Below are 26,649 nucleotides of genomic sequence, written 5' to 3'. Positions count from 1 at the left end.
GTACCAGCCAATTTTCTTTTCTTATTTATTAAGCACCTTTACCTGCTTTACGTTGGAAGAACTTCACAATTTCCACAATTGGGATGATAGCAAAAGATGTACCTGCTACAATTGCCCATTGATATGCATCTAAATGTGTGACGCTGAATAAATCATTAAATCCTGGAATAACAATCGTTGCAGCTAATAGCAAGAACGAAACAAGAATCCCATAGTTAAATGATTTGTTGCGGAATAAGCCAACTTTGAAAATTGATTGATAAATCGACTTCACATTAAAGGCATGGAACAATTGAATTAATCCCAAAGTAGCGAAGGCCATGGTTAAAGCATCGCCGTGTTGTAAATCATACAACGCTTGCGCCGATAAGTTTGTGTTAGCTGCGGTATGTGCTGGGAACATAATTGACATTTTATACACAATCAAAGTCAATGCCCCTTGCGTAATCCCTTGATAAACAACACTGCTTAAAACGCCGCCAGAGAAGAAGTTCGATTTTTTACCACGAGGTTCATGGCTCATCACATCACGTTCTGCGGGTTCCACACCTAACGCAATCGCTGGGAAAGTATCCGTTACTAAGTTAATCCACAATAAGTGAACAGGTAACAAGGTATCCCAATTGAGCATTGTTGCAATAAACAAGGTTAATACTTCCCCTAAGTTAGCTGAAAGTAAATATTGAATCGTTTTTTGGATATTTGAGAAGACTTTACGTCCTTCTTCTACTGCTACAATAATTGTTGAAAAGTTATCATCGGCAAGGACCATATCTGAAGCACCTTTTGATACTTCTGTTCCGGTAATTCCCATACCAATCCCGATGTCAGCAGCTTTTAAGGCTGGGGCATCATTTACGCCATCACCAGTCATCGCAACCACTTTTCCTTCTTGTTGCCACGCTTTAACAATCCGAACCTTGTGTTCTGGTGAAACACGAGCATAGACAGAGTAGTGTCCCACGACTTGTGCGAATTTTTCATCTGACAATTCATTTAATTCAGCGCCTGTAATGACGGCATCGTCGTCACCTTCTTTGATGATGCCTAAACGTGCCGCAATTGCTTCTGCTGTATCACGGTGGTCACCCGTAATCATAATTGGACGAATACCCGCTTCTTTCGCGACTTTTACAGCATCTGCAGCTTCTTTTCTTTCTGGGTCAATCATACCGACTAAACCAGCAAATGTTAAATCTTTTTCCACAAGTTCAGAACTCATTTCGGCTGGAATCGTCTCAACATATTTATAAGCCATTCCTAAAACACGTAAGGCTTGTTTCGCTAATGAGGTGTTGGTTTTCAAAATTTCTTGACGTTTTGTTTCATCTAATGGACTTGTTTCTCCATTTGATAAGATTTCCGTACAACGTTTCAATAATTCATCTGGTGCACCTTTGACAGAAACTAGGAAGCCACCTGTTTTTAATTCATGAACAGTAGTCATTAATTTACGATCAGAGTCAAAAGGAATCTCTGCCACACGAGGTTCAGCTGCTACTTTTTCGGTTACGTTAAACGCATGATCTAAACCAAATTGTACTAAGGCAGTTTCTGTTGGGTCACCAATTAATGAACCATCTTGAGCGATTTTTGTATCATTCGTAAAGTTCATGATTTTTAGAGCCATATTATCGGCAGGGATTTCTGTGGAAGCAGATAAAACTTGACCATCTGTATACAACGCTTCAACGGTCATTTGATTTAAGGTTAACGTACCTGTTTTATCTGAACAGATAATATCTGTACTTCCTAATGTTTCAACGGCTGGTAACTTACGGACAATCGCATTTTTCTTGGCCATTTTTTGGGTACCTAAAGCCAAAATAATCGTGACAATCGCTGGTAATCCTTCTGGAATTGCCGCTACAGCTAACGAAATTGACGTTAATAACATGTCAATCCATGAACGACCATTCATCATTCCTACCACAAACATCACCGCTGCAATGACTAAAATGGCAATTGTTAACATTTTACCCAATTGGTTTAAGTTTTGTTTTAAAGGCGTTTCCGTTTCTTGTTCGCTTGCTAGCATGCCAGCAATTTTACCGACTTCTGTATTCATCCCTGTGCCAACCACAACGCCAAGACCACGTCCATACGTCACATTACTATTGGAATAAGCCATATTGATTCGGTCACCGATACCAATATCGGTTCCCTCTAAGATGGTTACTTCTTTTTCAACTGGAACAGATTCACCGGTTAACGCTGCTTCTTCAATTTTTAAGCTATTCGCTTCCAATAAACGTAAATCGGCTGGAACGACATCCCCTGCTTCTAATAAAACAATGTCACCTGGCACTAATTCATCACTTTTAACAGTAATGACGTGTCCATCACGGCGAACATTAGCATTTGGTGAAGACATTTCTTTTAATGCTTCAATGGCTTGTTCCGCTTTGGCTTCTTGAATGACCCCAAAGATGGCGTTCAAGATAACAACCACTAAGATGATAATCGAGTCTACCACATCATGGGAAAAGACGGCTGAAATGACCGCTGCCGCTAATAAAACAATAATCATAAAATCTTTGAATTGCTCAAAGAATTTCACGGCAAGTGATTTTTTCTTCCCTTCATCTAGCACATTTTCCCCATACGTTTCTAAACGCTTTTGAGCCTCCTGTGCACTTAATCCATCAGTTGTTGTGTTCATTTTCTCCAAAACAACTGTGTCGTCTTGTGCGTAAAACGCTTCAGACAATTGTGTTTTCTTTTCTTCTGACATGTTCTTCCTCCTCTATTTTTTGCAGCATCCTCCAAGTACTATTTTACATTTCATCAAAAATAAATGAAAAAAAATAGACTTGTGTATGCTACTTCGTCGAACATACATAAGTCTCACCGTTTAAGACAACACCAGAAATTGCTTTCGGAGTTGGTGATGTTGTCACAGCATAAATACTGTCAGTTACTCCCTCATGAAAAAACTATTTAACATTGATTGGAGAACCAATGTTATGAATAATTACTTAATTAGTATACCGTTTTCCACTCTTTTTTTCAAATAAAAGTTCTGCTCATTTGAAAAAAACTGAAATCCTTTCATTCGGATTCCAGTTTCTTGATTTGTATTCGTAAAATACGCTGTTGCCCCCGCTTTCGCGACCAACTAATAACCCAAGAAAGTAAGAAAAGACTAATCACGGTTCCTTCACGAACAAAAATCGGCAAATGATAACTAATGGACAATCCTAGTGCCAAACTGACACAAAAAATATCAACTAAATAACGATAAAACTGAAAATTATAGCGCGTTCTTTCAGAAATAAGTGTACAAAATTTTTCAATAGGAAATTGCAAAACACCTAGCGCAACTACCTGTCCTGTCCCGATTCCTGCTATGATTGTCCCTAAAATAAATAGAACAATTTTAACCAAATAATTTTGAAAAACAAGCGAACCAAATAATTGATATAAGAAAAAATTAATGACAAAACCAAAGCCAATTAACGCCACCAAAATAATCAAATAGTCCTGAATTTTACGCTGCTGATCTAACAACCAACACGTGCCTAAAAAAGCGAAATTGATAGCTGTGGTAACCGTCCCGACTTTTAAATGAGTAAGTGTTGCAAAGGTCACATTAAACGCATTAAAACTGCTAACCCCGATGCCTGCTTGAATTGTCAAACTGATGCCCAATGCACTAATTAAATAAAAAAGAAACGATAGTACAATTTTTTTCTTCCACATTATAAAAACTCCTCTACTCTTGATACGTCTATTATGTGCTACAATAGAAGAAACAAATAGGAGATATCTCCTATTATAAGGAGAAAAAATGCTTAAAACAGCCTACCAACGATCACCGAAACAAGAATTAGCTAAAAATACGCCTTTTTTTAATGAAACTGATTTAAAACACAGTTTTATTATCGATTTTGAAAATCAAGAATTCATTCATCACCAAGCAGAGCCATTAAATTATCTTTTTTATTTAATCAAAGGAAAAGCGAAAATTTTAAAAACAGAACGCAATGGCCGCCAATCCATTGTTCAGTTTTTAACGACAGGTGATTTAATTGGCGATTTAACATTAGTTCAAGCGGAAACGATAACCAAGGACGTTATCGCCTTAGGTGAAACCTGTTGTTTGGCTGTACCTTTAGCTTACGCAGAAACTGTTTTAAAAAACAAGGTACTTTTTATGCAGCAACTCAGCCATTATCTAGGGAAAAAAATGCTCCAACGGGTGGACCACTTTACAACGAATCAGACCTATGAACTAAGTTATCGGCTAGCGGAATTGCTATTGGTTGCCGCTAATCACGAAGATGTTTATAAAGAAAAACATACTGAGATTGCCGAATACTTAGGGGTTAGTTATCGCCATCTTATTTATACCTTCAAACAATTTCGAGAGCGCGGCTTTATTCAAAAACAAGGAACTGCTTATCACATCAACCGCTTAGCGTTACATTCTTTTGTGCAAAAAATGAAGAGTTAAAGTGGTGGATTGTTGACAAATAGTGCGCTTCCCGCTACCCTATTCTTATTAATAAGAAAGAAGGGACAGCAATGGAGCAAGCATCATTTACTGTATCTAGTTGGCAAGAACAACCGATTGACAATCTTAATGAAAATTTCCCAGTGAATCAAGCGAGCGCTACTTATCAATTGTCAGGCGCCTTATCTGGGACAGCTTCTGTGGAATACTTAATGACTTATCAAGGCTCTTCAATGGCAGATGGGCTTGAAGCTGTGGCTCAAGTGGTCGGTTTCCTACATTTCGAAGGAACTTATTTAGGAAAAAAAGGCACCTTTACTGCTTGCGAAAAAGGGACGTTTACACAGGGTCTTTTAGACTGCCCAGGTGAACTATTTCAAGCATCAGATGAGCTTGCCGGTTTATCCGGTCGCTACACTTATGAATTTAGTCAAGAAGAAGCGCTTCTTCATTTAGACTTTGTATAATAAAAAATTTCAAGGAAAGTTGGTGACATTATTTTACTTATTTTAAATTTGGCGGTTGTAAAAGACAATGGGTGTTTTTGATTAGATTAAACTTTTAAGGAGAAAAATCATGAAAAACACCCGAAACACCGTCCCATCATTACTAATTATTATTTTGCTTGTGGGATTTCCACAAATCAGCGAGTCGATTTTCACACCTATTTTACCAGCGCTTAGTTCTGCTTTTAACATTCACGATAGCGTGGCACAATTAACCATGAGTATTTATTTTGTTGCCTTTGCCGTTGGCGTTTTATTCTGGGGAATTCTATCCGATACGATTGGACGTCGCCCAGCTATGTTATTAGGAATTTTATGCTATTTAATTGGAAATATTGGCCTTTTTTTGAGTCCGACATTTCCTTGGCTGTTATTCTTCCGTTTAATTCAAGCATTTGGTGCAAGTGTTGGTTCTGTTATTACCCAATCGATGATGCGGGAAAGCTTTAACGATCTTCAAAGAGGGAAAATTTTTGCTCAAACAAGCGCTGCCCTATCGCTATCTCCTGCCATCGGACCCTTAGTCGGCGGACTTGTTCAAACCTATTTTGGCTATCAGCATGTCTTTAGCACCTTAATTGTCATGGCTGTTCTATTACTTTTCTATAGTTTTTATCGTTTACCAGAAACCTTTCACTTAGGAAATACCTTAACGAAAGCTCCTTTTTGGTCCGTGGCGAAACGCCTTTCCTTCGACTCGAAAGTTTGGTGCTACGGCTTATTGATTGGGGGCATTAATGGTTTATTGTTTAGCTACTATGCAGAAGCTCCGTTTATTTTCATCAATCACTTTGGCTTTAGCAGTGTCCAATATGGCTTTCTTGGTTTAGTTTTAGCTGTGTCTAGTATTCTTGCTGCGGTTCTTATCAATTGGTTGCTAGGATATTGGTCAGCGGAAAAAATTGCCTTTGCTGGTTTGCTGCTAAGTATCTTTGCGGCTTGCTGTTTATTAATAATGACACAATTTGAAACAATCATTGGTCTTATTTTGTTTATTTTTCTCTTTTTCTTAGGGATTAATATTACTTTGCCCAATGCCTTAAGTATGGCCTTAAAAGGCTATGAATCTGTAATTGGTACTGCCAGTGGGATTTTTAGTTTTGTCTATTACTTGTTTGTTAGTTTCTTTACCTATTTGATTAGTTACTTTCACAATGGTACCATTTGGGTCTTGCCGCTTTACTTTTTAAGTTTTGCTTGTCTGTTAGCTTTCAGCTATTATGTCATTGTTTATCGTAAAACTTTAAAATAAAAATCAAAAAACACACGAATATTGAGCCGACCTCCAAAAGTTAGACCTAGAAATCTAACTTTTGGAGGTTTTTTTGTATGGCAAAATACAGTTTTGAATTTAAACTTAAACTTGTTCATGACTACTTATCTGGTCAAGGAGGTCTAAGGTTTCTCGCAAAGAAGTATGGGTTTAAAGATAGTTCTCAAATAAGCAAATGGATAAATGCCTATAAAGAACTTGGTGAAGAAGGCCTACTTCGCAGTCGAAAAAATAAGAATTACTCTGTTCAATTTAAGCTAGATGCGATAGAGTTATATTTAACAACAGAGTTGTCCTATCAAGAAGTAGCTAATCTTCTAAAAATGAACAATCCATCATTGATTGCGAATTGGCTTAGAACGTATCAGAAGTTTGGTATAGAGGGACTCTCTAAACAGAAAGGACGTCCACCTACCATGCCTAAGAAGAAACAAAAGGAAACCCAACCATTACCAAGTGAACGATCTCAAGTAGAGAAACTAGAAAAAGAAAATAGAATGTTAAAAATTGAGAATGCCTATTTAAAAGAATTGAGGAGACTGCGTTTAGAGGACGAACAAAAAATGAACGAATCGCACGAATCATTCACAGTCTCCGAAGACACTTTCGATTAAAAGATATTTTGGAAACCCTAAGGTTTCCAAAATCTACTTACATGTACTGGCAAAAACGCCTCGACAGAACAGCTTCAACACAAATCATTGAAGAAGAAATTCAAGCGATTCGTAAAAAGCATCAACATTATGGCTATAGAAGGATGACCCAAGAATTGAAACGACGTGGATTTCAAGTGAATAAAAAGAAAGTCCAGCGATTAATACAAAAGTTAAAGTTACAAGTCAAAGCTTTTACTAAGAAATCAAGAAAATATAATTCCTATAAAGGAACCGTTGGTAAAATCGCTAAAAATTTGATTCGTCGCCGATTTAAAACCTCTGTTCCTCATCAAAAAATTACAACTGATACAACTGAATTTAAGTACTTTGAAGCAGATAACGCAGGCATCTTTCGTCAGAAAAAACTATACTTAGATCCATTTATGGATATGTATAATAGTGAAATTCTAAGCTATAGCCTTTCTACTCAACCAAATGGTAAAACAGTTATGGGAGGTCTGAAAGAAGCAATTTCTCAAACAAATGATTGTCCCTATCGGCGCACCTTTCACTCTGATCAAGGCTGGGCTTATCAAATGAATGTCTATATACAAGCATTAAAGGACAACAATATCTTTCAAAGTATGTCTCGAAAAGGAACCTGTTTAGATAATTCTCCTATGGAGAATTTCTTCAGTATCCTAAAACAAGAAGTGTACTATGGAAAAATCTATCAAAGTCAAAATGAATTGAGAGAAGCAATTGAGAACTACATTTATTATTACAATCATCACCGAATCAAGGAAAAACTTAACTGGAAAAGCCCAGTAGAATTTCGACAATTCAATCAAAAAACTGCATAAAAATAGAGTGGAAAAATCCACTCTATAAAAAGTCTAACTTTTTGGGGTCACTACATATTTCGTGTGTTTTTTTTAGCTAAAAAATTGATTTTCTAAACTATATTGCTTCCCTGAAACAATGTCATATTGAATCAGTCGGTATTCCTCATATAGTTGTTCTTGCTTTTTATTCATTTCTACTGTTTTTTTCCATTCCCCACCGAGATAGTAATTCCCCTTTTCAAAAGCAGGCAATTGTTCTTGTACCTCATTTAGCATAGCGTAAAATCCCGATTGCGGTAAGCCACTTTGTTGGAAAAGTGAGGGAGCAAAATAAAATGGACTAATGATTGCTTGATGCTGATTTTTTTCTGTTAACTGGTTCGCCGTATCATACATTAGAAATTCTGTCTGGTGAAGGGCTGCCCCTTCATTCAACGCTTGAATGTTTTCATCATAAATACTTGGTAAGTGATCTCCCCAAAAAACGACTAATGTGCGTTTGGGCATTTTTTCGATTTCTTGTAGGAATTTTTTCAAAGCTTCGCTACTGTAGGCAATATCTTGCAAATAATTATTGAGCGCGACTTGATTGCCGTTTCCTTGAGAAAAATAATTGGACGTTGTGTATTTATTTTCATAGGGCATATGTGTTTGCATAGTAACTAAATGAATGAATTGCGGTTGCTCTTTTTCTTTAAGCAGTGTCGTCACTTCCTGATACGCTGCTTGATCTGAAATGTAAGGATTATTTTCTAGTTTATCCGTATAGTTCATTGTTTTTTCATTGATAAATTGATCAAAACCTAAAATTTTATACACATCTTTTCGTTTATACATAGATGTATTGTACGGATGAATAGCCGTTGTTTGGTACTTTTGTTCCTTAAGTAATGAAACAATGGAAGGCAATTCCGTCATCTTAGGAATCATCATCGTATAAGGTGTAGTCATTTGGGCATTCATTAATTCCATCGAAAAACTTGTTAAGGCTTCAAATTCAATATTCGCAGTTCCGCCCCCGTAGTTTTGTGAAAGCATCTGGCCACTGTAAGTTTTATCAGCGATTTGCTGATAATCAGCTAAAGGATTGCCAATAATGGACAAACCTTTCAGATGATCTGGATTTGAAAAACTTTCACTCATGACAAACACAATATTTGGTTGCTCATTACTCGGCACTGTTTTCGCCTCGGCCAACTTTTGATATTTCTGAGTAATTTCTGAAATAGCTTCTTTTGAATAACCCTTTGGTTGGTCCATAGCCTCTACTTTTAAATTATATAGAAAACCACCAATAAATCCTGTATTGTAGTAATTCATTTTTTGGCTGTAAGGAATCCATAACGCGGTTTTATTATAGGCTTTACGTAACAAATTTTGCGGATTGTTAAAATCACCAATATATGAAAATAGACCAATCGAAAGAACAAGACTTAACACACGAATCGTTTGTTTTTTCTTCGATAAAAAGAAACTTTTATAAAAGGCTTTTCCTAAGAAAAAAAGTGCTACACAACCTAACGCTACCACAAAAACAAACGGCCATAAACCAACCATTTCTTTTAATAAACTAACTTCTGTGATCATTTTTAAGTCGTCTGGGTAAATAGGTTCGACACGATAAAACATCTTTTGATAGTCCGCAAATCCTAAAACACCTATTATGACACTATATAAAAGAGCGCCAACTCCTAATGAGCCTGCCAAACTACATAAAAAAAGTAAAAAAACGCTTAGCACAAAACAACCTAAGAAAAACTTTTCCGTATGCCACGAAAAAGCAAACTTGAAGGCTAAATCAACAGACAAGTTATTCTGACACCATTGCAAATATAAATTACTAAAAATAATTAATAAGATGAACCCGATTCCATACAAAAGGTAGCGGTAAGGCCATCGTCTAAATTTCTCAACTCTCTTTTTCACATCGATCTCCTATTCAAAAACTAGTAATGTATTTATTTTATGCTTCTTGAAAAAGAATGTAAAGAAGTAGCTAGCAAAGAAGTCTAAGGAATGGTAAAGAAAAAATGTTATTTGTTGCAAAAATAATTTTCCAGTGGTATAGTAACAATGGAATTTCGTTATCAGTTATCGTCGCCTTTTTAGAGTACTTTATGAAAGGAGAATAACTATGACTTACAAAGTAAAAAACATTCAATACCGTATTCAATTAGACACAGACAAAAATATTTTCATTGTTTTTGATGCAAAAAATGAAAGTAAAACAGCAACTGGTCACACAATTGAAGAAGCAATTGCACACTTAAAACAATTAAACTAAGGAGTGACAAACATTTCCATGCAAGACCCTTTAGGTAGTTATTTAAGCTAAAAGCCGTTTAGTAAAGAAAAAATACTAGACGGTTTTTTTGTATCTTCTTCGCCTTTTATTTTTTACATAGTATACTGAAACAAACGGAGGTGTTTTTATATGACCATCATTGCAAACTATATTCGCCAGCAACCCCAACATCAAACACAGTTAACAGAAATCTACCAAGCAATTTTAGCGGTTGTTCCTCAGGAGACTACTGAAAAAATCGCTTATGGAATGCCGACCTTTTACTTAAATGGCAATTTAGTGCATTTTGCGGCGGCCAAGCAACATTTAGGTTTCTATCCTACGCCATCAGCCATCCAACGTTTCAGCAAAGAATTACGCCCTTTTAAAACCTCGAAAGGTGCCATTCAATTTCCCTACACGCAAGAGTTACCTCTTTCATTAATACAGGAAATAGTTAAATTCCGTGTACAAGAGAACATGAAAACAGGGTCTCATTGAGACCCTGTTTTCATGTTCTTAAAATTTTTTCCATCGCTTTTCCCTTGGCCAACTCGTCGATTAACTTATCTAGGTAACGGATTTTTTGCATTAAAGGATCTTCAATTTCTTCCACGCGATAGCCACAAATTACGCCTTTGATCAATTGGGCGTTTTCATTAAATTTGGGTGCTTCTTCAAAAAATGTTTCCATCGTTACTTTTTGAGCCAATTGTTGTTGCAAGCCTTTTTCATCGTAACCAGTTAACCAGTAAATAATTTCGTCAACCTCCGCTTGCGTTCGATTTTTACGTTCTGCTTTTTGGATGTATAGCGGGTAAACACTGGCAAAGGTCATTGTATAGATTTTCGGTTTTGTCATTGGTTTTCCTACTTTCTGAAAAAATAACTCCTTCTCATTATACTATACTTCTCTTAAATTTAAACTTTAATACCATGTTAAAAGAATAAGTGCCGTAAAAAATTTAAAAAGCAGTAAAATTGACTCTTCTAGTAAAAATTTCTTTTGTTATTTTTCTTTATATAGGGGGCCCATTTTTTATGTTATTTAATCACAGGAACCTGATTCTATCATTGCAGAATAGGCTTTCATTCAGTATACTGTAAATAGAGGAACAAGAAACGAATTGGATAATTAGGCACTGAAAGAACGCACCACCGTTCTGAATGTTTCGAAACACACAACAGGTTATCGAAATGGCCATTGGAGAAAAATTCCTTTTTCTCCGAGGTTAGCGATTGTGACATGTTGCAATCGTTTTTTGTCCTTAAAATGTTGAGAAAAAGAAAAAAGGCACTTTGCATGTCAGCATCACCTGACAAACAAAGCCCTTCATAGACAGCACAACCTATCTATTCCAGTTGCCTTTTTTGCTAGTTACACTAGCTAATTTTAGTGTACCCGATTTTCAGTGAAATTACTAGCATCTTTAAAATTTTTACTGAAACGATCAGCCTGTGCAATGAACTAGTTTTCTTCAGCGGCGGCAACCGCTGAGAAGCTTTTTCTCAAATTTTAAGTTGCTCTACTCTATCATATAGTTTATATAGATAACTGGCTTTTTAGAAGAATATAATACATGTTTTTTCCAATTGTCTAAATAATTTTTGAATAAAAACATTTTCAAATATGTTAAGTCTGGTATTCCTTTTTCTCGCTCAATCAACTTAGTCTTCTTGTCTAATACAAGCCACAAACCTATTTTTTCTACAGACGGTATATCTTTTACTAATCCTGAGCGAATAATGTCTAAAGAAGCAAGTGACTGAGTAACTACATAACTTAGCTTGGATGATGCATCACCGATTTTAACTGCAAATAATGTTTGCGTTTCTTTACAGTATATATCTGCAATCTCAATGTCTTCATTATTAGATAGTTTGGTCAACTGACGATCATGATTCTCCAAATGTTCATTTTCTTCTGCTAGCAAGAGATTATAAACTCTTTCTTTATAGTATTTTCTTTTTATTGACTCTTTAATCTCTTTCTTTGTTTTGCCAGTAAAATCAGATCTATTTTTTTCTTCTTCATATTTCTTAGCACAAAAAGTTTCATGCCTTTTTTTAGAAAAATCATACTCAGGATTATAGATTACTGGAATTTCACTAAGTGAATCATTTAAATAATCTAGATAGTCATTATTATAAGAATACCACTCACCATTTAGTAGTGTATAACGCTCTTCTTCATCTGTGTAATCTAAGATTTTCTTTATCTCATATTTTTTTCTTTTGCCTTCAATTTCTTTACCTATAAAGATTTTAAAAATATCTTCGCCTATTAATTTGTTTTTTTCAATGAACATGCGTAAATCATTGATGTCAAATCCATCTAAAAAAACCGGTTTTCTATTTAAATAATGTACTGTATATTCCGTACTATAATCATTAAAGCTCTCTATGTTTCCTATAATGTCAAAATCTGAAAAATAAATAGGTGTTTCTCCATCAATTATTTTTTTTATTAATTTCCCGTCTAATGTCTTAATAAGATTATCATCATTCTTGTCCAATTTCTTCAATAATGGAATTTTTATTTCTTCTTTATCAGATATAATGATTCTTTTTGCATAAAATACAAGCGCTAACATGTGTGTTAGACAGTCATTTTTCAACTCAACAGATAAAGCATCCCCAATTTCGATATTTTCTTTATATATTCCAAAATATCTTGGTAATTTTTGGGTAGCTTTAACTTTTAAATAAGCTTCACCACTATCAAAATCAAAGTATTTATTATCTTTAAAAGCATCAATCATCTTTACCTTAGAACTATGCGGCGCTGCTTTAGCTGTACGCTTTATTTCTTTGTAGTCTAACTTTCTCGCAAAACGAAAGGCAAATTCTTTATCTGCAAACTTATGAACACAATGATGCGCATGACTAAAAGAAAACGCATACAACTCATCATCCAAAGAAACTGTTAAAATTCCTTTGGGTGCCCCATAAGTTTTTAGATGTATTCCTTCTGTCAATTCATCAATTATCCATTGCCATTTTGGAGTTCCCTCTAAGTTATTTCGATCAATATATAACTGAATATGTACACTTTTTTGTCTATATTGACGAACCTCATCACTTTCCATTCTATATTCTAAATTAATTTGCTCAAAAAATTCTTCCTCTTTTTCAGTTAAAATTTTATATAAATTTACTTTCATTTTTAAGACCTCCTTTAAAATTATTTCAGGATTCTAAATAAAATGCACAAGTAGCTTTACATTTATCCATTTTTTTCAACAATTGGATAAACGCATCCACATATTCTTGATCCTTTGAACTATGACTAATAAAAATCTTTTTCCCGTTGCTCACTACTCAACATCCTCCAAGTTAAATTTGTGTTTTCATTTTTTTGTGAAATTCTATACTATTTCTTTAAGCGTACAGCGTTATCTGAAACCAGTCAATACTAAAATTATAAAATAACAATTATTTTGTTTTATTAAATTTTTATATAATGTTGTTTTGTTAATGTTTTGTTATTTTTAAACAAGTGATTATAGAGCGATGTACGGTTGAAGTTATTTCTAATCTATTTTTTCAATATTTTTATAAATATAAAAAAACACGCCTTTCTTTGCAGAAAGGCGTGTTTTTACGTCCGAGTATAAGGAGAATTGGTTCATTAACCAATTGTCCCTTTAAGCGTTATTCATTAAATGAATTATTTGTTTTTTAAGTTGTAGAAAGATTTTAAGCCTTTGTATTCAGCTACATCGCCTAATTGATCTTCAATACGTAATAATTGGTTGTATTTAGCAATACGGTCAGTACGGCTTAATGAACCAGTTTTGATTTGGCCAGCGTTTGTTGCAACAGCGATATCAGAGATTGTTGAATCTTCTGTTTCACCAGAACGGTGAGATACAACTGCAGTGTAGCCAGCTTCTTTAGCCATTTCGATTGCTTCAAATGTTTCAGTTAAAGTACCGATTTGGTTAACTTTGATTAGGATTGAGTTAGCGATACCTTTTTCGATACCTTCAGCTAATTTAGTTGTGTTTGTTACGAATAAATCGTCACCAACTAATTGAACTTTGTCGCCTAATACTTCAGTTAATTTTTTGAATCCGTCCCAGTCGTTTTCGTCTAAGCCGTCTTCGATTGAAATGATTGGGTATTTAGAAACTAATTCTTCGTAGAACGCGATCATTTCTTCAGTTGTTTTTTCGCCTTCGCCTGAGTCAGCTAAAACGTAAACGCCTTTTTCTTTGTCGTAGAATTCTGAAGAAGCAGCATCCATAGCAAGAACAACGTCTTTACCAGGAACATAGCCAGCTTTTTCGATAGCTTCGATGATTACTTCGAAACCTTCTTCGTTTGAACCTAAGTTAGGAGCGAAACCACCTTCGTCACCTACTGAAGTAGCTAAGCCGCGACCTTTTAAGATTGAAGCTAATGCGTGGAATACTTCTGCACCCATACGTAAAGCTTCTTTGAATGTAGGCGCACCTACAGGCATGATCATGAATTCTTGGAAGTCAATACTGTTGTCAGCATGTGATCCACCGTTGATGATGTTCATCATTGGAGTTGGTAATACTTTTGTATTGAATCCGCCTAAGTAGTGATATAAAGGCACTTCTAGGTAATCAGCAGCAGCACGAGCTACGGCGATAGACACACCAAGAATAGCGTTAGCACCTAATTTACCTTTGTTAGGAGTTCCATCTAAATCGATCATTGCTTTATCGATAGCCATTTGATCGCGTACATCGTAACCGATGATTGCTTCAGCAATGATGTTGTTTACGTTATCTACAGCTTTAGTAACACCTTTACCTAAGTAACGAGCTTTGTCGCCATCACGTAATTCAACTGCTTCGTATTCACCAGTTGAAGCTCCTGAAGGAACCATTCCACGGCCGAAAGCTCCGCTTTCAGTGTAAACTTCTACTTCGATTGTTGGGTTACCGCGTGAGTCTAAGACTTCGCGTGCGTAAATATCAGTAATAATTGACATGTTTTGTCTCTCCTTTGAGTTTGTATTTATACTAAGGGGATTCCCTCATGTATGATTGTAGTTAATTCTCGCAAACTATGCAAACATTTTTTTGCAAAAGTCATTGAGAAAACGTTACCGTTAGTGATTTCTTATTTTACAGCATCTAATAAAGCTAAGAATGAATCTGCTTCTAAGCTTGCGCCGCCGACTAAAGCACCGTCAACGTTTTCTTTTGCCATATATTCAGCGATGTTTTCTGGTTTAACAGAACCACCGTATTGAATACGAACAGCTTCAGAAACTTCTTTGCCGTATAATTTTTCAACTGTTGAACGAACAACACCACAGATTTCATCTGCAATATTAGCATCTGCAGATTTACCAGTTCCGATTGCCCAGATTGGTTCGTAAGCGATAACCATTGAAGCAACTTGTTCGTTTGATAAACCAACTAAGCCGTTAGTGATTTGACCTTCGATCCATTCCGCTGTTTTACCAGCTTCATACGTTTCTAAAGTTTCACCACAACAGAAGATTGGTGTCATACCATTTGCAAAGATTGCTTTGGCTTTTTTATTGATATCTTCATCTGTTTCGTGGAAATATTCGCGACGTTCAGAGTGTCCGATAATCACATAGTTTACACCTAAATCTGCAATTGCAGCTGGTGAGTTTTCACCAGTGAAGGCACCAGCGTTTTCCCAGTAGCAGTTTTGTGCAGCTAATTTCACTTCAGAATCTTTTAGGTTCCAAGCTAAAGGAGCTAAGAATAATGCTGGAGATCCAATCACAGCGTCAACAACGTCGTTTGATGGAACAGCATTTTTTACTGCTTCTGCAAAGCTTTGTGCTTCGCTTAAAGTTTTGTTCATTTTCCAGTTACCAGCGATAATTGGTTTGCGCATGAAAAGCACATCCTTTTCTTTTTTTAAAAATATTGTCTTTTAAACTGATTATTTATCGTTAATAGAAGCTAAACCTGGTAAAGTTTTGCCTTCTAATAATTCTAAACTTGCTCCGCCACCTGTTGAGATGTGAGAGAATTTGTTTTCGTAGCCTAATTGAATTGCTGCAGCAGCAGAGTCCCCGCCACCGATGATTGTTGTTGCGTCTTCTAAATTAGCAATCGCTTCACAAACACCAATTGTTCCTTTGGCAAAGTTACTCATTTCAAATACGCCCATTGGTCCATTCCAAACAACTGTTTTCGCACCTTGTAATTCGTTAGCAAATAATTCAATTGTTTTTTCACCAATATCCAAGCCTTCTTCATCATCTGGGATTTCAGTTGAAGGAACCGTGTGGAAAGGAGCGTCATTGCTGAACTCTTTAGAGACAACTGTATCAACCGGTAAAACTAATTTGTCGCCAGCTTTTTCCATTAAGCTTTTCGCTAAGTCCACTTTATCTTCTTCAAGTAAAGATAAACCAACACTATAGCCTTGTGCTTTCATGAATGTGTAAGCCATACCGCCACCGATTAAAATTTTGTCGGCTTTTTCAATTAGGTTTTCAATGACAGCGATTTTGTCAGAAACTTTTGCGCCACCCAAGATTGCTACGAATGGACGTTTTGGATTTTCAACAGCTTCGCCGATGAATTTAATTTCTTTTTCCATTAAGAAACCAGCAACTGTTGGGATACCAGTTGAAGCAATTCCAACGTTTGAGGCATGTGCACGGTGTGCAGTACCAAAAGCATCATTGACAAATACATCGCCTAAAGAAGCCCAGTATTTACCCAATTCAGCGTCATTGCCGCTTTCTTTTTTGCCGTCAACATCTTCAAAACGAGTGTTTTCAAATACTAAAACGTCGCCGTCTTTCATATTGTTAACAGCGTCTTCTAATTCTTTACCACGTGTTTCTGGAACAAAAGCAACTGGTTGACCTAGTAATTCGCTTAAACGTTCAGCCACTGGTTTTAATGATTTGCCAGCTTTGTCTTCTTCTGTTTTTACACGACCTAAATGAGAGAAAAGAATTGCTTTTCCGCCATTTTCAATCACGTATTTGATTGTTGGTAAAGCCGCTACGATACGATTATCGTTTGTGATCACGCCATCTTTTAACGGAACGTTAAAGTCAACACGGACAAGGACTTTTTTGTCTTTTAAATCTACATCTTTAATTGTCTTTTTAGCCATGAGTAGACCTCCTGTATTGTCAATTTTAGGATTTTTCTTTTTTAAAAAAAGAAAGCGGAGAAGCGCGTTGCTTCCCCGCTTATTATTTCACAATTGTTCAAATTTCACTAATGATAAGAATGAATCTTATAAGTTAGCGAAGTATTCTAAAGTACGAACTAATTGAGCAGTGTATGACATTTCGTTGTCATACCAAGCAACAGTTTTAACTAATTGTTTGTCGCCAACTGTCATAACTTTTGTTTGAGTTGCATCGAATAATGAACCGTAAGTCATACCTACGATATCAGAAGAAACGATTTCGTCTGTGTTATAACCATAAGATTCGTTAGCAGCTTTTTCCATTACTGCATTCACTTCATCAACAGTAACTTCTTTGTCTAATACAGTAACTAATTCAGTTAATGAACCAGTAGCTACAGGAACACGTTGAGCAGCGCCATCTAATTTACCGTTCAATTCTGGGATTACTAAGCCGATTGCTTTAGCAGCACCAGTTGAGTTAGGTACGATGTTTGCAGCAGCAGCGCGCGCACGACGGAAGTCGCCTTTAGGATGTGGTCCGTCTAATGTCATTTGGTCACCTGTGTAAGCGTGGATAGTTGTCATTAAACCTTCAACAACACCAAAGTTGTCATGTAAAGCTTTAGCCATTGGAGCTAAGCAGTTTGTAGTACAAGAAGCGCCTGAAATTACAGTTTCTTCTCCAGTTAATGTTTCATGGTTTGTGTTGTAAACGATTGTTGGTACATCGTTACCACCAGGAGCTGAAATAACTACACGTTTTGCACCAGCAGTTAAATGTTTTTCAGCAGCTTCTTTAGAAGTAAAGAAACCAGTACATTCTAAAACGATGTCTACGCCTAATTCGCCCCATGGTAATTCTTCAGGGTTACGGTTAGCTAAAACTTTGATTTCTTTGCCGTTAACGTTGAATGAACCTTCGTGAACTTCAACTGTACCGTTGAAACGGCCTTGAGTTGTGTCATATTTTAACAAGTGTGCTAACATTTTAGCATCTGTTAAGTCGTTGATTGCAACTACTTCGATTCCTTCTACATCTTGGATACGACGGAAAGCTAAGCGTCCGATACGTCCAAATCCATTAATACCTACTTTAACTGTCATTAAAGATTTCCTCCTTATGAAAATCAAAAATTTTTTATTTTAAAGGGTTACCCCTTTTAAAATCTCGTTTGCAGCAGCTTCATCTGTGATGAGCCACGTTTGTTTTGGTGCATTTTTCATATATGCGCGAATGGCTTTGGCTTTCGTTTTGCCGCCCGCAATTGCGACGACATAGGGAATTTCTTGTAAGTTTTTTAATTGAAGACCAATTCGTGGGATTTTATAGACCACTTTTCCTTCTTCATCAAAGAAATAACCAAACGATTCTGCCACGGCATTTTTTTGTTTGAGCATAACCATTTCGTCATCAGACATTTTTCGGCGTGCCGCCATGTGCAACGCTCGACCAATACTGTGCACCACACAATTGGCATGACTAATTAACGTAAGAACTTCTTGAATCGAGGGTTCTTGTAATAAACTATTATACGTTTCACGACTCAATTGTTCTGGGACATATAACGCCCGGTAGTTACCACCCGTTTTGTTGGCCATTACAGCACTAATTGAATTGGCTTGGACAGAAACTGCTTCACCAATCCCTCCTCTGGCTGGAACAAACAAATTATGACGTTTTTCAGTTTCTAGTGATCCCATATTTTCGGCCACCATGGCCATTGTTGTCCCACCCATAACCGCAATTGTATTCTCACCATTTGGTAAGAGTAAATTCAGCGTATTGGTTAAGACATCTCCAAAGTCCGAAAGAACTTTCTTTTGGATATCACTATCTCCTGCAACAACGATACAACGTTGAATGCCAAAGTACTGTGTCATTTCTTTTTCGATTTGGTGCATGCCAAGCAATTGATTCATGACTAATTCTAAGCCTTGGTAGACTTCCAAACCGCGTTCTGTTAATGTCATTCCGCTTTTTGAAGGTTCAATCAGGTTGAGTTGCTTTAAAACATCTGTTTCTGTACGCAAGACTCGCTCTGTAATTCCCATCGTTTCTGATAAACTTCTACGTCCAATAGGTTGCATCCAATAAATATTGCGAAGAATTTGGAATCTTTCTTGTAATACATCGAGCATATCTGGAGCAACTGCTTCAATCATTTTAAATTCTTTTAACATGATGCGCTCCTTTTGTGGGTCGAAATATGTCCAAGTAAGACTGAAAACGACCTATGAACTTTAAAAAAATAGAATTGATGTTCGTTTTTCCTACTATTTATTCATAACAGTATTAAAAGTACTTATCAATTACACACTTAGTGTACCAGTTTTTTTGGGTCTTTTCAATAAAAATGATTCTTTTTTCATCGTTTTCTTTCAAATCCAAACAAAGCATTCGTTTGCGAGAAACAATAGCGACTTATTTCCGAATAATTAGATTTAATTAAACCAAAAGAAAAGGAATTCACGAACGTCTTTCAATTAACTTCTTGTTTAAATGGGAATTTCAGGTCCTCACACAAAGCATTTTTTTACTTATTTTTCAAAAAAAGCAACGAAAGAATAGACACAGCCATTCTCTCGTTGCTTCATATCCTTTTATTTGTAATCTTCTTCGTAAAAACGTCCTAAAATTTTAACATTATCTGAGATGCTGACAAAGGCATTCGGATCGCTTTCTTTCATGGCTGCTTCTAAACTTGGCAACTCAAAGCGTGTCACAATAGTTAGCAAAACAGTTTGGCGGTCGTGGCGATATGCCCCTTCCGCTTCATGAATAATTGTAATACCACGGCGCATTTTCTTTTGAATCTCATCCACGACTCGATCTGGGTTTTTGGTGACAATCATAACTTGCATTTTCTTTTGCTTAGTATAAACGGCATCTGTGACCTTCCCACTTACAAAAATTGATAACGCACTGTAGAACATGTACTGCCAGCCAAATAAATAGCCTGCAACGAAGACAATTAGTGCGTTAAAATAAATTGAAATCGAGCCAACTGAACGCCCCGTTTTTTTTCGAATGGTAATACTTAGAATATCTAAGCCCCCAGAAGAAACCCCGTTTTTTAAGACAAAACCAATTCCTGATCCAGAAATCGCCCCACCAAAAATAGCACAGATAATTGGATCTTGGGTCATCACCGTTTGCGGAACAATATGCATAAATAATGAAGTTAAAGTCACGGTAATGAAAGTAAAAATTGTAAACTTCTTACCTATTTTCTTCCACGCAATAAAGAATAACGGCACATTTAACAGATACAATGTAATAGAGACAGGCACATTAAAACCGACAATTTTTGTTGAGAGGGTTGTTAAAATTTGTGCCAAGCCTGTTAAGCCACTGGAATAAATATTTCCTGGTTGATAGAAAAAGTTCATGGCAATTGATGCAAGAATAGCATAGACAATCGACACAGAAAATTTTGTTGTATAGTCATGAACTGGCAGTCCGTCATAAATTTTTTTCATAAATAATAGCCTCGTTTCAGGTTTTCAATAAATTACATTTCTTTTCATATTATACGTGGTTTACCGAGAGAAAAAAAGAGATTCCTATAATAATTACGGAAGATTCATCAAATGTTTATAGAAATGAAAAAAGAACGAAATCTTAACGATTTCGTTCTTGGGTGGTTTCATAATGGGCTCTTGGTCCACCAATATATTTAGGACGAGAATATAATGCTGTAACATGGGCCGCACCTAACGTTCGAATGCTCAAGCGAAGAGGAACTTGCACATGTTTTACATGCATACCGATAGATGTATCGCCAATGTCAATCCCTGCTTGAGCAACAATATGTTCAACTTCCACAGGTTCATCAAATTTTTCAAAGGCAGCCACTGAACAAGAACCGCCAGCATGTAATTGTGGTACTACCGAGACAATTTCAAAGCCTTTTTCTTCAGCCACACGACGTTCCATCGCTAAAGCACGATTAATATGTTCGCATCCTTGCACAGCCAAAGAGATGCCTTTTTTGTCTAATTGTTCAATTAAGGTTGAGACAATCCATTGTCCTACTTCGGCGCTGGAATTTTTACCAATAACGCCACCTACTACCTCGCTGGTGGTACAACCTAAAACAAATAGGTCCCCTTTTTGTAAATTTCCTGCTGTAATGACTTCTTCTGTAATTGTCACTAACTGTTCTTTTAACATTTTTTCATCGATAGTCATTTGTTCATCCTTCTTTCTTCTAAACGACCATTTTTTGGTAACACACGTTTTAATGTTTGACTAAGAGGCAATGCTACAATCACCCCAAATAAGGATTGAATGATATTCCCTGGTAAAGAGGCAATCCCCGCACCCACGCCGTAAAGCCAGCTAGTCGCTAAAGCATACCCGCTAATCATAAGGAGACTGGCTAAAAGTAATCCTAGCGTTTGCATCTTTTTACTTTTATTAAAGAAGTGTCCTGCTAACCAACCTTGTCCGCCATGAATCAATAACGAAAAAACGAACCATTGTGGATAGCCTGACAATAAATCAATTAAACCACCGCTTAAAGCTCCGACTGTCAAGCCACCAATCGGACCAAAAAGTAAACTAGCAATGTAAATCCCTGCATCCGCCAATGTAACAAAGCCATTTGTTGCTGGGACGGGGATAATAAAGACCATTGACACAGCCACTGTTAAAGCGGTAATTACTGCATATAGACTAATTTTTCTTGTCATTATCCGCCACACCTCCTGCTAGTAATCCTTCATGCCACACACTTCCAAAAGCTGCATTTAGCTGGACTCCAGAAACAATGGCTTCATGAACGTATGTTTTTGCTAAATCAACTGCTTCAATTAACGGATATCCTTTAACTAAATTCGCACCAATTGCAGAGGCAAAGGAACAACCAGCGCCATCAATGGTGTGGGCCATTACTTTTTCTTTGACCAATTGAATATGTTGTTGTCCATCATAAAAAAAGTCACGTGCTTCTTGGCCAAGCCAACGATTACCACCTTTAATCACCACCGTTGCCGCTCCTAAAGAGTTTAACTCTTCCGCCGCTTGTTGGACTTCTTCGACGGTTGTTAATTTTCTGCCAATGAGTAATTCTGCTTCTTTTAAATTAGGCGTTATAATCGTTGCGAATGGAAAAAGTTTTTCAATCAATAACTGCATGTATCTTTTTTCATAAACTGAAGTCGTTTCTTTAAAAGCCAAGACAGGATCCAACACCACCGGCAGACCTGCGTGCTTTTTCAAAAAGGTTGCAATTTGTAACATACTTTCTTCACTGTGAATCAAGCCAATCTTGATGCCGTCTAAACTCCCGGCAGGTATGGAAGCGAGTTGCTCTTTCACCAAAGAAGTCTCAAGGTCATGAATCTGAAAATGATTCTTGGGGGCTGTAGCAAGGCAAGTTAAAGTTGATAAGCCAAAGACTTGATGATTTTCAAACGTTTTTAAATCTGTTTGAATCCCGCCACCTGAAAAAGGATCGGAACCGCCAATTGTTAAAATTATTTTTGTCATTTGTTTCGCTCCTTTATACACTCAGTTATCATACAAAGTTTTCTAAAAAGAAAAAACAGCCAATTGGCAGATTTTTAGCTCAGCCACTTTTTAAGTCTTTCGTTATCTTTTTCCTTTCCAAAAAAAGAGTGACCTCATCCGTCAATGAAGTCACTCTTTCTTTGGATTTAACACTTATTCGTCAATGGCTGTTACATCAATGTTTAATTCAAACAATTGTAATGGAGAAACTAAACTTGGTGCGTTGTTCATTGGGTCAATTGCTTTCCCGTTTTTAGGGAAGGCAATCACTTCACGAATATTTTCTTCCCCAGCCAATAGCATTGCTAAGCGGTCTAGCCCTAAAGCAATCCCTCCATGTGGCGGGAAGCCGTAATCTAATGCGTCTAGCAAGAAACCAAATTGGTCTTGTGCTTCTTCTTTTGTAAAACCTAACGTTTCAAACATTTTTTCTTGTAATTCTCGTGTATGGATCCGTAATGAGCCACCGCCTAATTCGTAGCCGTTTAAGACAACATCGTAAGCTTCCGCATACACAGAGGCTGGGTCTGTTGCTAAGCGGGCCACGTCCTCTGCTTTTGGTTGTGTAAATGGATGATGAGCAGAAACATAGCGGCCAGCTTCTTCATCATATTCAAACAACGGCCAATCCACAATCCATAAGAAATTGAATTTCGATTCATCAATTAAACCTAATTCTTTACCTAAACGTGTACGTACCGCACCTAAAGCAGCGGCTACGATTTCAGGTTTATCGGCACCAAACATTAAAATATCACCGACTTCTGCATTGGTAGCAGCAATTAATTCATCACTAACTTCTGTTAAGAATTTAGCAATTGGTCCTTTTAAGCCATCTTCTTCAACTTTTAACCAAGCTAAGCCTTTTGCGCCAAATTGACTCACATACTTACCTAAGTTATCCATATCTTTACGAGAATACTTATCTGCGGCTCCTTTTGCATTCAAAGCCTTCACATGTCCACCATTTTCCAACGCTGCTTGGAAAACTTTGAAGTCTACGTCTTTCACTACATCTGCAACATCAATTAATTCCATAGCAAAACGAGTGTCGGGTTTATCGCTACCATAGCGTGCCATTGCTTCGTCATAGCTCATTCGTGGAAACGGAACAGAAATCTCAATTCCTTTTGTCTCTTTCATCACTTCAGCCAACATATTTTCTGTATATGTTTGAATTTCTTCTGGTGTTAAAAAGGTCGTTTCAATATCGATTTGTGTAAATTCTGGCTGACGGTCGCCTCGTAAATCTTCATCACGGAAACAGCGAACGATTTGGTAATAGCGATCGAAGCCTGCCCCCATTAATAATTGTTTAAAGAGTTGTGGTGATTGTGGTAAAGCATAAAAATGACCGGCATGGACACGAGAAGGAACCAAATAATCGCGAGCGCCTTCTGGTGTTGATTTGCCTAAATAAGGAGTTTCAATGTCTAAAAAGTCATGATTATCTAAATAGTGACGGATTGTTTTCGTTACTTGGTGACGTAATTTAATGTTGTTTGTCATTAATGGACGACGTAAATCTAAATAACGATATTTCATGCGCAATTCGTCATTAACGTTATTGTCATCTTCAATGGTAAATGGCGTTGTTTTCGCAGTATTTAAAATCGTAATGTCAGTCGCCATCACTTCAAACTCTCCAGTTTTCATTTTGGGATTAATCGCTTCTTTATCACGATAAACGACTTGACCTTTAACTTCGATGACGTATTCACTACGACATTTATCAGCAATTTCCCATGCTTCTTTTGACTTTTCTGGGTTAAAGACCACTTGGACGATTCCTTCACGGTCACGTAAATCAATAAAGATAACGCCTCCTAAGTCACGACGTTTTTGAACCCATCCTTTTAATACAACTTCTTTTTCAATAAATTCGGCAGATACATTGCCGCAATAGGTTGTGCGTTTTGCCATTTCTCAATCTCTCCTTTTTATTCTTCAATCATTTTTGTCATCATTTCGTCATACACTTCATCAAATGAATCATGAATAGCACTTAACGGGAAGGCTTTTTCTTCGCGTGTTGCCATTGATTTTACGTTGACAATGCCTTCATTCAATTCATTTTCACCGATTGTTAAAACTAATTTTGCTTGTAATTTATCGGCCGTTTTAAATTGCGCTTTTGGTTTGCGATTCATGTAATCACGATCAGCTGAGAAACCAAAGTTACGAATGCTTTGAACAAGTTGCAAAGCTGCGACGTTGGTTTCTGAACCAATGCCAACCACATATGCGTCTAATTCAGATAACGCTGGAATCACAACTTCTTCAGCTTCCATTGTTAACAACACTCGCTCAATGCCCATACCAAAACCAAAACCTGGTGTGTCTGGGCCGCCTAATTCTTCAACTAAACCATTGTATCGGCCTCCTGCACAAATAGTTGATTGCGCACCCATTTTAGGCGCTTCACTCATAATTTCAAAAATTGTGTGTGTGTAATAATCCAGGCCGCGAACCATATTACTATCAATTTCATAAGGAATTTCTAGTAAATCTAACATATCAGTTACTGCTTCAAAATGTGCTTTAGATGGTTCATTTAAATAATCTAAAATGGAGGGCGCTTCTGCGACAATCACCTTGTCTTTTTTATCTTTGCTGTCTAACACCCGCAATGGGTTTTCGTGTAAGCGACGTTGTGAATCCTCGCTTAATTCTGCCATATGGGGCTCTAAATAATCGATTAATGCTTGACGGTACGTAGCACGTGTTTCTTTATCCCCCAAGGAATTAATAACTAATTTGATTTGTTGGATGCCTAATTGTTTGAAGAAGTCCAAAGCCATAACCATGATTTCAACATCCAATGCTGGGTTTTCACTACCAAATGCTTCCACACCAATTTGATGGAATTGACGCAAACGACCAGCTTGTGGGCGTTCATAGCGGAACATCGGCCCCATGTAATAGGTTTTATATGGTTTCGTATATTCCGGACCATATAATTTATTTTCAACGAAGGCCCGAACAATTGGCGCTGTCCCCTCAGGACGTAGCGTCACGTGACGGTCTCCTTTATCATAAAAATCATACATTTCTTTTGAAACAATATCTGTGGTATCGCCAACACTGCGAGATATTACTTCATAATGTTCAAAAATCGGGGTTCTGATTTCTTGGTATTGATAATCTTTAAAAATCAAACGAGCTGTTTCTTCCACAAATTGCCATTTTTCAGAAGTTCCTGGCAAAATATCGTTTGTTCCTTTTGGTTTTTGATAACTCATTGTCTTTCTCTCCTTCTATCATTCCACAAAAATGTGTGCGCCATTTTCTTTTTTCTAAAAATGAAAAAAGCCCTTGTATGTTGAACATACAAGGGCGTAAAAGTCTCTTTTACACGGTACCACCTAGTTTTGAAAGATTTTACTCTTTCCTCAACGATTAACGCTCGTAACGGGACGGCTTTTCTTCCGTCCATCTCCAGAATGTCTTTCACTTTCACTGTTGAAGTTGCTCTCAGCCACGGCAACTCTCTCTTCGCAGACAGATGAAACTTACTCGTTCCTTCGTAGATTTTTAATATTATCTATAAACTACTAAAGTTCTCTTAGAAAGTCAAGGGGTTCCGACAGGAAAATCAATTATTTTTCTCGTGTATCGATCACAATGGTTACTGGACCATCATTGGTCAACGACACTTGCATATCCGCGCCAAATTCTCCTGTGGCTACTGCTATTCCTTCTGCTTCTAATTGTTGATTAAATAATTCATACAAAGGAATCGCCACATCTGGACGAGCCGCTTCAATAAAACTGGGACGATTGCCTTTTTTAGTTTTTGCATAGAGGGTAAATTGAGAGATACTTAGAATTGATCCTTCAATCTCTTGAATGCTGCGATTCATTTTTCCTTCGTCATCTTCAAAAACACGTAATTTACTGATTTTGCCAACAACATAAGCCACATCTTCTGGCGTGTCTTCTTGATGGATGCCCACCAGCACCATGAAGCCTTGTTTGATTTGTCCCACTATCTGCTCTTCTATAGCAACTTGTGCTTGACTAACTCTTTGAATAACTACTTTCATCTTTTT

General features: G+C 36.8%; 24 protein-coding genes and 2 pseudogenes. 6 read left to right on the top strand and 20 right to left on the bottom strand.

The window, feature by feature from the left end; translation table 11 throughout:
• Window positions 1–28: 28 nt before the first annotated feature.
• Window positions 29–2,734: a cation-translocating P-type ATPase gene (locus IGI97_RS05915; protein ID WP_002377094.1), complete on the bottom strand. Its 2,706-nt coding sequence runs from the start codon at window positions 2,732–2,734 to the stop codon at window positions 29–31.
• Window positions 2,735–3,051: 317 nt separating this feature from the next.
• The gene (locus tag IGI97_RS05910) at window positions 3,052–3,702 is read right to left on the bottom strand and encodes a YczE/YyaS/YitT family protein (RefSeq protein ID WP_033626480.1); all 651 of its coding nucleotides are present in this window, start codon (window positions 3,700–3,702) and stop codon (window positions 3,052–3,054) included.
• Window positions 3,703–3,790: 88 nt separating this feature from the next.
• On the opposite strand from IGI97_RS05910, the gene yeiL reads away from it, so the two are divergent.
• The 4 genes and pseudogenes from yeiL (at window position 3,791) to IGI97_RS05890 (ending at window position 7,694) form a co-directional block, all read left to right on the top strand.
• Complete coding sequence (gene yeiL, locus IGI97_RS05905; RefSeq protein ID WP_002362037.1) at window positions 3,791–4,456, top strand: transcriptional regulator YeiL; 666 nt, start codon at window positions 3,791–3,793, stop codon at window positions 4,454–4,456.
• Window positions 4,457–4,527: 71 nt separating this feature from the next.
• Window positions 4,528–4,923 (top strand): DUF3224 domain-containing protein, encoded by a 396-nt coding sequence (locus IGI97_RS05900; protein ID WP_002369192.1) that lies wholly within the window; start codon window positions 4,528–4,530, stop codon window positions 4,921–4,923.
• 109 nt (window positions 4,924–5,032) lie between these two features.
• Complete coding sequence (locus IGI97_RS05895; RefSeq protein WP_002365813.1) at window positions 5,033–6,214, top strand: multidrug effflux MFS transporter; 1,182 nt, start codon at window positions 5,033–5,035, stop codon at window positions 6,212–6,214.
• 77 nt (window positions 6,215–6,291) lie between these two features.
• Window positions 6,292–7,694 (top strand): annotated as a pseudogene (locus IGI97_RS05890) (IS3 family transposase).
• Between the two features lie 72 nt (window positions 7,695–7,766).
• On the opposite strand, the gene IGI97_RS05885 reads toward IGI97_RS05890, so the two are convergent.
• Window positions 7,767–9,602 (bottom strand): LTA synthase family protein, encoded by a 1,836-nt coding sequence (locus IGI97_RS05885; protein WP_438738182.1) that lies wholly within the window; start codon window positions 9,600–9,602, stop codon window positions 7,767–7,769.
• A 208-nt stretch (window positions 9,603–9,810) separates the two neighbouring features.
• Here IGI97_RS05885 and IGI97_RS05880 point away from each other — a divergent pair, with 208 nt between their 5' ends.
• Both IGI97_RS05880 and IGI97_RS05875 read left to right on the top strand, forming a co-directional pair.
• Window positions 9,811–9,960 (top strand): hypothetical protein, encoded by a 150-nt coding sequence (locus tag IGI97_RS05880; protein ID WP_002357118.1) that lies wholly within the window; start codon window positions 9,811–9,813, stop codon window positions 9,958–9,960.
• A 150-nt stretch (window positions 9,961–10,110) separates the two neighbouring features.
• Entirely contained in the window at window positions 10,111–10,461 is a 351-nt protein-coding gene (locus IGI97_RS05875; RefSeq protein WP_002357112.1) for an iron chaperone, read from the top strand.
• Window positions 10,462–10,471: 10 nt separating this feature from the next.
• Here IGI97_RS05875 and IGI97_RS05870 read toward each other — a convergent pair whose 3' ends face one another.
• From IGI97_RS05870 to dtd, 17 genes and pseudogenes are all read right to left on the bottom strand, one after another.
• Entirely contained in the window at window positions 10,472–10,822 is a 351-nt protein-coding gene (locus IGI97_RS05870; RefSeq protein ID WP_438738180.1) for a DUF2200 domain-containing protein, read from the bottom strand.
• 227 nt (window positions 10,823–11,049) lie between these two features.
• The gene (locus IGI97_RS05865) at window positions 11,050–11,265 is read right to left on the bottom strand and encodes a hypothetical protein (protein WP_002357102.1); all 216 of its coding nucleotides are present in this window, start codon (window positions 11,263–11,265) and stop codon (window positions 11,050–11,052) included.
• Window positions 11,266–11,486: 221 nt separating this feature from the next.
• Window positions 11,487–13,124: a DUF6119 family protein gene (locus IGI97_RS05860; RefSeq protein ID WP_438738178.1), complete on the bottom strand. Its 1,638-nt coding sequence runs from the start codon at window positions 13,122–13,124 to the stop codon at window positions 11,487–11,489.
• 70 nt (window positions 13,125–13,194) lie between these two features.
• Window positions 13,195–13,278, bottom strand: a pseudogene (locus IGI97_RS05855) (toll/interleukin-1 receptor domain-containing protein); the annotation flags it as partial.
• Between the two features lie 352 nt (window positions 13,279–13,630).
• Window positions 13,631–14,929 (bottom strand): phosphopyruvate hydratase, encoded by a 1,299-nt coding sequence (gene eno, locus IGI97_RS05850; protein WP_002357098.1) that lies wholly within the window; start codon window positions 14,927–14,929, stop codon window positions 13,631–13,633.
• Between the two features lie 131 nt (window positions 14,930–15,060).
• Window positions 15,061–15,816, bottom strand: a complete 756-nt coding sequence (gene tpiA / locus IGI97_RS05845) for a triose-phosphate isomerase (protein WP_002362045.1) — start codon at window positions 15,814–15,816, stop codon at window positions 15,061–15,063.
• Between the two features lie 48 nt (window positions 15,817–15,864).
• On the bottom strand, window positions 15,865–17,058 hold the full coding sequence (locus IGI97_RS05840) for a phosphoglycerate kinase (protein WP_002366880.1): 1,194 nt from the start codon (window positions 17,056–17,058) through the stop codon (window positions 15,865–15,867).
• Between the two features lie 126 nt (window positions 17,059–17,184).
• Entirely contained in the window at window positions 17,185–18,186 is a 1,002-nt protein-coding gene (gene gap / locus IGI97_RS05835; protein ID WP_002357093.1) for a type I glyceraldehyde-3-phosphate dehydrogenase, read from the bottom strand.
• A 39-nt stretch (window positions 18,187–18,225) separates the two neighbouring features.
• The gene (locus IGI97_RS05830; RefSeq protein ID WP_002357092.1) at window positions 18,226–19,263 is read right to left on the bottom strand and encodes a sugar-binding transcriptional regulator; all 1,038 of its coding nucleotides are present in this window, start codon (window positions 19,261–19,263) and stop codon (window positions 18,226–18,228) included.
• 420 nt (window positions 19,264–19,683) lie between these two features.
• The gene (locus tag IGI97_RS05825; protein WP_002357090.1) at window positions 19,684–20,562 is read right to left on the bottom strand and encodes a YitT family protein; all 879 of its coding nucleotides are present in this window, start codon (window positions 20,560–20,562) and stop codon (window positions 19,684–19,686) included.
• A 142-nt stretch (window positions 20,563–20,704) separates the two neighbouring features.
• Complete coding sequence (locus IGI97_RS05820; protein WP_002365825.1) at window positions 20,705–21,274, bottom strand: TIGR01440 family protein; 570 nt, start codon at window positions 21,272–21,274, stop codon at window positions 20,705–20,707.
• Window positions 21,271–21,777 carry an ECF transporter S component gene (locus IGI97_RS05815; protein ID WP_002395212.1) on the bottom strand — a complete coding sequence of 169 codons (507 nt, stop codon included), beginning with the start codon at window positions 21,775–21,777 and terminating at the stop codon, window positions 21,271–21,273. Before IGI97_RS05815 ends, IGI97_RS05820 begins: the two co-directional genes overlap by 4 nt.
• A complete protein-coding gene (locus IGI97_RS05810) occupies window positions 21,761–22,597 on the bottom strand; it encodes a bifunctional hydroxymethylpyrimidine kinase/phosphomethylpyrimidine kinase (protein WP_002385835.1) in 837 nt (278 codons plus the stop codon). The genes IGI97_RS05815 and IGI97_RS05810 overlap by 17 nt, the downstream gene beginning before the upstream one ends.
• 153 nt (window positions 22,598–22,750) lie before the next feature.
• Entirely contained in the window at window positions 22,751–24,520 is a 1,770-nt protein-coding gene (aspS, locus tag IGI97_RS05805; protein ID WP_438738175.1) for an aspartate--tRNA ligase, read from the bottom strand.
• Window positions 24,521–24,537: 17 nt separating this feature from the next.
• Window positions 24,538–25,839 carry a histidine--tRNA ligase gene (hisS, locus tag IGI97_RS05800; protein ID WP_438738173.1) on the bottom strand — a complete coding sequence of 434 codons (1,302 nt, stop codon included), beginning with the start codon at window positions 25,837–25,839 and terminating at the stop codon, window positions 24,538–24,540.
• Window positions 25,836–26,057 carry a hypothetical protein gene (locus IGI97_RS05795; RefSeq protein ID WP_002383130.1) on the bottom strand — a complete coding sequence of 74 codons (222 nt, stop codon included), beginning with the start codon at window positions 26,055–26,057 and terminating at the stop codon, window positions 25,836–25,838. Before IGI97_RS05795 ends, hisS begins: the two co-directional genes overlap by 4 nt.
• 139 nt (window positions 26,058–26,196) lie before the next feature.
• Window positions 26,197–26,643, bottom strand: coding sequence for a D-aminoacyl-tRNA deacylase (dtd, locus tag IGI97_RS05790; RefSeq protein ID WP_002357080.1), 447 nt, complete (start codon window positions 26,641–26,643; stop codon window positions 26,197–26,199).
• Between the last annotated feature and the right edge of the window lie 6 nt (window positions 26,644–26,649).

The sequence above is a fragment of the Enterococcus sp. DIV2419 genome (genome assembly GCF_051711865.1).
In the GTDB taxonomy this organism is placed as follows: Bacteria; Bacillota; Bacilli; order Lactobacillales; family Enterococcaceae; genus Enterococcus; species Enterococcus faecalis.
This window is presented reverse-complemented; position numbering and strand designations above follow the sequence as displayed.